We start from the raw sequence: 8170 nt of genomic DNA, 5'->3' as shown, positions 1-8170 counted from the left end.
ACTCTTCAATTAAAAGTGTTTGATGCTCAAAGAATCGTTACTGTTAGTTCGTAATGAATTAACTGTTTCAGTCACTCTTCAAGACTTTAATCTTTTTTTGCCTTTCGGCTGTCGATAGTGTCTTGCGAGTGCCCACACAGATTGTCTGATTAATTTGTTAAAGAGCGGTGGCAACCGGAAGCGTCTTCCGGGTTGCGAGGCTGCGTATCTTACGCTTTTTGCCTCCGGAGTCAAGCGTTTATTTTCGCTTTCCTGCCGCTGGCCTTCGCAGCGTGTTGCAGCTCAGCGTCGGTCAGTGGTGGCGCATTATAGGGAGTTTTTCGGCCCTGACAATAGTTTTTTTGAAAAAAAACACCGACTGCTGGTTATTGCGTCAAATTTGACTTAAGTTGGCAGTTTTTCCAGCGAAATGAAGCCATAATTATATAAAACAGGCCGTAGAGACTCGCTATTAGCGTCTATTTTGGTGCAATACGCTAAGTTATTTTCTGTCGTTGCGGATAAATTTTCTTGATTTTTTATCAGCCATGCTGTTCTTCGTGCAATTGCAGCACCTGAATCAATCAATCTCGTGCCATTAGGCAGAACCTGAGACAGTTCCTCTGCAAGTAAAGGAAAATGAGTACATCCCAAAATAACAGTGTCTGGTGGTTCTTTCATTCTCAGCCACGGTTTTAATATTTTTTCCAGTTCTTCCAGAGGAATGGTTTCTCCGTGCAGCTTTCGCTCTGCCAGTTCAACCAGCTCAGCAGAGCCGATAGCATGAACCTGACAATCTGTAGCGAATCTGGTGATAAGTTCTTTAGTATAGTCACGATTGACTGTTGCCCGTGTCGCCAATAGTCCAACCACACGGTTACAAGTGAGCTTCGCGGCAGGTTTGATAGCAGGAACAACACCCACAACAGGAAAAGAAAAACGCTCACGCAAAGCTGGCAGGCTGACAGTACTCGCGGTATTGCAGGCGATAACGACAATTGCTAATGGATGCCTTTTCTGGATTTCATCAACAACTTTGACAACCCGTTCAATAATGACTTCCGCTGTTTTCTCACCATAAGGGAAGGCTTCATTATCGAATGCATATATATAGTGGAGATCCGGCAGCAATTGTCGGATCTCCTGATAGACAGATAAACCACCCACACCGGAATCAAATACCAGAATGGTCGGTTGGGCGGTTTTCTTTATATCGAATGTAGTTAAATCAGAAGTTGTAACTGCCTGTGATGAAGTATTCTCGTCCTGGAGTGCGATAGCCATACGCTGTCTCATAATTTTTATCAAACAGATTAGCTATTCTAGCATGGATTGTCAGACGGTCAGTGACTGGATAAGACCCATTGATATCCCATAGACTGACTCCGCCCACACGAGTCCTCTTATAAGTATTGGTGTTTGTATCATAGCGCTGGCCTAAATATTGATAAGTCACTCCCCAATCAATATTCAGAACTTCCCAATCTAATTGGTATTTAACTTGTTGCTTAGCTCGGCGAGTCAATGGTTGGTCATTACCATCACGCGGATCAACATATTGCAATGTAAGCTGATGTTGGAATATTCCAGTATCCAGATTTCCTACCCACTCAACTCCCTTAATAGTCGTTTGTGCAATGTTGTAATAACGATTATTTTCAAAACCGATAAATTCACTAATCTCATTCCGATAAGCACTTAAACGCCAACCTAGCGTTCCGGTAAGGCCTTCTAGACCACCTTCCCATTGCTTACTTTGTTCTGGCTTAAGATTTATATTTCCCCACTTACTATAAAGCTGGCCAAGTGTTGGTGCTTTAAATGCCGTTCCATAGGAAGCAATCAGACGATAGCCATCAATGAACTCCCATCCCATTGCTGTTTGCCATGTGGTATTCCAACCATATTCAGAATGTTTATCCGAACGAACAGCACCCTCGACAATAACTGTATGAATTTTTTGCTGAGCGGTTAAATATAACCCCGTATTATCAATATTTCTTTTTGCCAGAATAGAATTTGAACCCGCAGCAACAGATTCCCTTTGCCAATCAATGCCACCACTGACTGCCCCATGACCAACACTCAGTGAATTACCCCACTGAATATTGTAATTTTTAGAATTACTTAGCCCAGAACTCTTATCATAGCGACCATATTTGGGATCAAAGTTATAATCCTTTGCATGGCTATAACTCGCAATCAATTGAGATGAATACACATCCTGATTAAATTGGATGCCTACATCATAACTACGACTGAAAAATTCACGAGTATCAGGTCTGGCATATGGATAATCCCAATCATTACCGCTATCATAATTCGAGCGGTTATTAAATCCAGAAGTGCGAACAAATCCATTGAACCGATCATTAAACTGATGATTAATCCCCAACCACAAAGCATTACTCATAAAACCGTCACGATCCGACTGAGGGTATCCACCCGTACTGCCATCAGCGACTACATCAAATCCCTTGGTATAGGTATAGCCCGCTGCAGCACTCAGTACAGTATCTTCACCCAATTTTTGCTGGGTTGAACCATTGTAATTCTGGTATCCATACGAACCGATCCCTGCATTGAGTGTCGTCCCTTGATGCTCTCGTGTTGTGATGATATTGAGTACTCCTCCAATCGCATCTGAGCCATATACAGCAGAACGTGCACCGCGAATATATTCAATTTTTTGCACTAAACTAAGCGGGATCTGGCTAAGGTCAGAAGAGCCTGTAATGCCTGCTTGATTTAACCGAATACCATCGACCAAAATCAAAACATGGCGTGAATCTGAACCTCGTATAAATAAAGAAGAACTCTGCCCTATTCCACCATATTGAGAAATATCAACTCCAGGTAAACGGCGCAATACATCAACCAAGCTATTTGACTGCCAGTTGTCTATTTCGTCACGGGTCACAATCGTTACTGGTGCCAGAACAGAAGAAACGGGCTGTTTAAAGCGGGTTGCTGTCACCACCAGCGAGTCCTGATTATCTGCGGCGGAGAAATTGCTCCAGCCAGAAAACACCACCATGAAAGTGGCGGATATAAAAGTGTGTTTTTTATTTATCATGGGAGAGAATGGAGTCTAACTATTAAAGAGCCATGCTACGATGAAGGCAGGGTAGTGTCCAGAATACCTTCCTATCAAAAAAGCCGGGTAATGAACCAGAAAACTGGACATCCTTTGTACTTTCCCTACAATGCCGCTCGGAAATTTTTCTTAATGTGATCATACGAGAACCAGATAATGCAGAATCTCTTGCCAACGGAAGATTATGAAAACCAATTGATGGAGAAAGTCCATCGTCTGAAAGAAATGATGGTTTCCTTTAGTGCGCCCGAGCCTGAAGTTTTCCGTTCCCCCGCATCTCACTACAGAATGCGTGCAGAATTCCGTATCTGGCATGAGGAAGATGACCTCTACCACATTATGTTTGATCAACAAACTAAGCAGCGTATCCGGATTGATCAGTTTCCCGTTGCCTGCCAACTCATTAATAGCATGATGCAGGCCATTATTGCGGGCGTGAAAAATAATTCAGTATTGCGCCACAAACTGTTTCAGGCTGATTATCTCGCTACTCGCAGCAACAAAATCATTGTTTCCCTCCTTTACCATAAAAAACTGGAGGATGAGTGGCGTGAACAAGCAACCGCATTACGAGATCAGCTAAAAGCAGAAGGCTTTGATGTTCAGCTTATTGGGCGTGCATCAAAAACCAAAATTATGCTTGATCATGACTATATAGATGAAGAGCTACCTGTCGCCGGTAAGACAATGATTTACCGTCAGGTTGAAAACAGCTTTACCCAGCCAAACGCCAGTATCAATATTCATATGCTGGAGTGGGCGATTAACAGCACCAAAGATGCCAAAGGCGACCTGCTTGAACTGTATTGTGGTAATGGTAACTTTTCTCTGGCATTGGCTCAGAACTTTGAACGTGTGCTGGCGACGGAAATTGCTAAACCTTCCGTTGCTGCTGCTCAGTTTAATATTGAAGCCAATCAGATTGATAACGTACAGATTATCCGTATGTCGGCAGAGGAATTCACTCAGGCAATGAATGGAGAGCGGGAGTTCAACCGTCTTCAGGGAATTGACCTGAAGAGTTATCAGTGTGAAACCATTTTTGTCGATCCGCCGCGCAGTGGCTTAGATGAAGAAACGGTCAGAATGGTACAAGGATACCCGCGTATTCTGTACATTTCCTGTAACCCGGAAACGCTCTGCCAGAATCTGGAAACATTGTCGCAAACCCACAAAGTCAGCAAGCTGGCTCTTTTTGATCAGTTCCCTTATACCCACCATATGGAGTGTGGAGTATTACTGGAAAGAATCAATTAATTCTATTGTTACTACCAACCCGTTTTTACCTTACAAACGCCATAACGGATTATTATGGCGTTTTCATAACATGTTTCTCAAACAGTCATCAGTTATGTTTTTCTGACAGAGTTGCCTGTTGTCTGCGCCCTTTTATCTTCCTGTAAAGCCAGAAGACTAATGCCGTTCCAACCACAACAGACAGGAAATTGGAGCCAATTTCTGGGTGGTTAACCCGAATAATTGCGTTATAGGCGAAAAGGCCTAAAAAGAAACAACCAACAGCCAGTTTTGGTAATCCCTCAGCCATGGGATAATTTAAATAACGCTGATGGAGACAATACAAAGATAGTGCAAGTGTGATAATCGGGAAAATTGAAAAAGGTACCAACGAATTAAAAAATGCTGAAAAAGTGCCGTGAGTTGCCAATCCAACGATAAGAGCCAGCAGCATTGTGCTTTTATCCTGGCGATATTGTTCCATCGTGTTGTTCTCCTTTCAGTCGTGTTCAAGGGGTTTTAGGGACAGAAGTCTTAGAGACAGCGGTTTTTAGGACAGTATTTTTTAAGTTAGCCGTTTTTTCTTGCTCCCGCCGATACCAGTAAAAAGCACCTTTGGAAATCATACGCAGTTGTAATACCAAACGTTCTTCGAGACGACGTCTTTTTTCTTCATCAATATCCAGCGCTTCTGCACCTGCACTGAACACAATTGTTACCATCGCTTCGGCTTGTATTTCGGTAAAATGGCGAGGCATATGACTGGCCTGTTCAAGGTAGTCTGCCAGCTCTGCAATAAAATGTTGGATTTCCCGTGCGACAGCTGCACGGAACTCAGCGGATGTACCGGAACGTTCACGCAGCAATAACCTGAATGCATTCGGGTTATTACCGATAAACTCCATAAAGGTTGAAACAGAAGTGCGAATGATACTCCCACCTTTTGCGATACGCTGGCGAGCCTGACGCATAAGCTGACGCAGCATTAAGCCGCTTTCATCCACCATCGTCAGCCCTAATTCATCCACATCACGAAAATGGCGATAAAATGAAGTCGGTGCAATCCCTGCTTCCCGGGCCACTTCCCGCAAACTCAGGCTGGTGAAACTACGTTCAGCACTCAGTTGGCTAAATGCTGCTTCAATCAGTGAACGACGGGTTTTCTCTTTCTGTTTCGCTCTGACGCCAGTTACATTATTCACAGCAATCCTGATATACATACTCGACTATACTATGCAGCAAATATATCAGATTCTGCTACATTTGCTGTGATTGTTCTCTTAAAGATATTAACCAATGTTTCCCTGTTTTATATCAACATCGGAAACAAAAACCGTACGCTAATTAGGTTATTACGCCAACCAATGTTAATATAGAGTTGTTATTTTGTGTAAAAACAGGTCTTTCCTCTATGCAATATACTCATTTTGATGCCATTGTGATTGGCTCCGGACCCGGTGGAGAAGGGGCAGCAATGGGATTGGCAAAACAAAGAAAAAACGTTGCAGTTATAGAGCGTTATAACAATATTGGCGGCGGCTGTACCCACTGGGGCACTATCCCGTCCAAAGCTCTCCGCCATGCTGTCAGTCGTATTATTGAATTTAATCAAAACCCTCTCTACAGTGACAACTCCCGCATTCTTCGCTCCTCGTTTTCAGAAATTTTACGTCATGCCGAAGTTGTCATGAATCAGCAGACTAAAATGCGGCAAGGGTTTTATGAGCGCAATCGGTGTAAGATGTTTGCCGGTGAAGCCACCTTTATCGATGAACATCATGTTAGTGTGCGTTATGCTGATGATAGTGTAGATATATTGAGTGCTGACAAAATAATTATTGCCACAGGCTCTCGCCCTTATTGCCCTCCCGATGTCGACTTCACTCATTCCCGTATTTATAACAGCGATACTATTCTGGAACTGGATCATGAACCACGTCATGTCATTATTTATGGCGCGGGTGTGATTGGTTGCGAATATGCTTCTATATTCCGGGGGTTGGGTGTGAAGGTCGATTTGATCAATACCCGTGACCATCTGCTGTCATTTCTTGATCAGGAAATGTCTGACGCGCTGTCTTATCATTTCTGGAATAGCGGTATTGTTATCCGCCATAACGAAGAATATGAAAAGATTGAAGGTCTTGAAGATGGCGTCATTATCCATCTGAAATCAGGCAAGAAAGTTAAAGCAGATTGTCTGCTGTATGCCAATGGACGAACCGGTAACACAGATAAACTCGGGATGGAAAACGTCGGGCTGGAAACTGATAGCCGTGGTTTATTGAAAGTAAATCGGGTCTACCAAACCAGCAATGAAAATATTTATGCTGTTGGTGATGTTATTGGTTATCCCAGCCTCGCTTCTGCCGCCTACAATCAGGGGCACATTGCAGCAAAAGCCATCATGACCGGAGCTGAGAATGCCGAAAAGTATCTGGTAGACGATATTCCAACGGGCATTTATACCATCCCTGAAATCAGTTCTGTGGGTAAAACTGAGCAGGAACTAACAGCGATGAAAGTTCCGTATGAAGTGGGACGAGCCCAGTTTAAACATCTGGCCAGAGCACAGATTGCAGGGATGAATGTAGGCAGCATCAAGATATTATTCCACCGCGAGACAAAACAGATCCTCGGTATTCACTGTTTTGGCGAACGTGCAGCGGAGATTATTCATATCGGTCAGGCGATTATGGAACAAAAAGGTGAAGGTAATAGTATCGAATATTTCGTTAATACAACCTTCAACTATCCGACAATGGCCGAAGCTTATCGCGTTGCTGCCCTTAATGGACTGAACCGGTTATTTTGATGTTGTTCCACTGATATCGAAATAATTCCTCATTCTGGTTCGGATCGCCTCTGCCAGTTGCTCATAGCGATTACGCAGAGGTGAGCCGGGACGATAAACCAGAATCACAGAACGTTCCGGCAAGGGATTATGACACTCAAGATAACAGATCCCATCACGCTTTTTCTCTTTTGGAACAGCCAAGTCAGGCAACAAAGTGATGCCGCTCCCTGCCGCTACCATATTACGCAATGTTTCCATACTGGTTGCCCTGAAATGCGTATCTTCTTTGGCTCCGGCCTGAAAACAGAACCCCATTGCCTGATCACGTAAGCAATGACCATCTTCCAGCATCAATAACTTTTCACCGGTCAGCTCGCTCATATTGATCTTATCCCGCTCTGCCCATTTATGTTCTTCATAGACCGCAAGCTTCATGGGTTCCTTAAAGAGAGGAATTTCAATAAATGCTTCCGTTTCTTTTATTGCAGCCAGAATCGCACAGTCCAGCTTCCCGCTATCAAGCTGGGCCAGCAGGTTTTGGGTCTGGGCTTCGTGTAGGTACATTTCCAGTTTGGGGAACAACTTATGCAGTTCAGGAATAATCAATGGCAGGAGATAAGGACCAACGGTTGGAATGAGACCGATATGTAATGGGCCGGACATACTTTCACCCTGAAGTGAAGCCATTTCCTGTAATACCTTCACTTCTCGCAATACCGTCTTGGCTTGCTCCACCAGCAACATCCCCTGTTGTGTAAACAAGACCTTGCGGCTTGTGCGTTCCAGCAGCATTACGCCCAACTCATCCTCAAGTTTGCGTATCTGCCCACTGAGCGTCGGCTGGCTGACATGACAAGAATCAGCAGCCCTGCGAAAATGCCGATACTCAGCAAGTGCCACAAGATATTCCAAATCGCGGATATTCATTCCCAACCTCATTGTTTTGGTATCAATGATAGAATTGATCAATAAATCATTATATGCATGAGAGGAGAAAACTATCAATTCGTTGTGATTTCAGTTTTTTTATACAGTTACCTGATAAAAAATGACGGAATTCA

7 protein-coding genes are annotated in these 8170 nt (G+C 43.6%); 2 read left to right on the top strand and 5 right to left on the bottom strand.

The genetic code is table 11. From position 1 onward, the window contains the following. Positions 1–384: 384 nt before the first annotated feature. Together murI and btuB are read right to left on the bottom strand one after the other, a co-directional pair. Entirely contained in the window at positions 385–1263 is an 879-nt protein-coding gene (gene murI, locus Xsto_RS15580; protein ID WP_099125632.1) for a glutamate racemase, read from the bottom strand. After that, positions 1208–3055: a TonB-dependent vitamin B12 receptor BtuB gene (gene btuB, locus Xsto_RS15575; RefSeq protein WP_099125631.1), complete on the bottom strand. Its 1848-nt coding sequence runs from the start codon at positions 3053–3055 to the stop codon at positions 1208–1210. The genes murI and btuB overlap by 56 nt, the downstream gene beginning before the upstream one ends. Before the next feature lie 177 nt (positions 3056–3232). On the opposite strand from btuB, the gene trmA reads away from it, so the two are divergent. After that, on the top strand, positions 3233–4333 hold the full coding sequence (gene trmA / locus Xsto_RS15570) for a tRNA (uridine(54)-C5)-methyltransferase TrmA (protein ID WP_099125630.1): 1101 nt from the start codon (positions 3233–3235) through the stop codon (positions 4331–4333). An 88-nt stretch (positions 4334–4421) separates the two neighbouring features. Here trmA and Xsto_RS15565 read toward each other — a convergent pair whose 3' ends face one another. After that, positions 4422–4796, bottom strand: coding sequence for a YijD family membrane protein (locus tag Xsto_RS15565; RefSeq protein WP_099111268.1), 375 nt, complete (start codon positions 4794–4796; stop codon positions 4422–4424). A gap of 25 nt (positions 4797–4821) precedes the next feature. Next, complete coding sequence (gene fabR / locus Xsto_RS15560) at positions 4822–5514, bottom strand: HTH-type transcriptional repressor FabR (protein WP_228858013.1); 693 nt, start codon at positions 5512–5514, stop codon at positions 4822–4824. A 209-nt stretch (positions 5515–5723) separates the two neighbouring features. Here fabR and sthA point away from each other — a divergent pair, with 209 nt between their 5' ends. Then, positions 5724–7127 (top strand): Si-specific NAD(P)(+) transhydrogenase, encoded by a 1404-nt coding sequence (gene sthA, locus Xsto_RS15555; protein ID WP_099111267.1) that lies wholly within the window; start codon positions 5724–5726, stop codon positions 7125–7127. Here the strand turns inward: sthA and oxyR are convergent. Next, on the bottom strand, positions 7119–8036 hold the full coding sequence (gene oxyR, locus Xsto_RS15550; protein WP_099111266.1) for a DNA-binding transcriptional regulator OxyR: 918 nt from the start codon (positions 8034–8036) through the stop codon (positions 7119–7121). The two genes, sthA and oxyR, sit on opposite strands and share 9 nt — an antisense overlap. Positions 8037–8170: the final 134 nt, after the last annotated feature.

Origin of the sequence: Xenorhabdus stockiae (assembly GCF_002632825.1) — a bacterium.
In the GTDB taxonomy this organism is placed as follows: Bacteria; Pseudomonadota; Gammaproteobacteria; order Enterobacterales; family Enterobacteriaceae; genus Xenorhabdus; species Xenorhabdus stockiae.
This window is presented reverse-complemented; position numbering and strand designations above follow the sequence as displayed.

Coding starts and splice junctions, on each gene's coding strand:
- btuB (WP_099125631.1), bottom strand. CDS start 3,055: ATGATAAATAAAAAACACACTTTTATATCCGCCACTTTCATGGTGGTG.
- oxyR (WP_099111266.1), bottom strand. CDS start 8,036: ATGAATATCCGCGATTTGGAATATCTTGTGGCACTTGCTGAGTATCGG.
- sthA (WP_099111267.1), top strand. CDS start 5,724: ATGCAATATACTCATTTTGATGCCATTGTGATTGGCTCCGGACCCGGT.
- Xsto_RS15565 (WP_099111268.1), bottom strand. CDS start 4,796: ATGGAACAATATCGCCAGGATAAAAGCACAATGCTGCTGGCTCTTATC.
- trmA (WP_099125630.1), top strand. CDS start 3,233: ATGCAGAATCTCTTGCCAACGGAAGATTATGAAAACCAATTGATGGAG.
- murI (WP_099125632.1), bottom strand. CDS start 1,263: ATGGCTATCGCACTCCAGGACGAGAATACTTCATCACAGGCAGTTACA.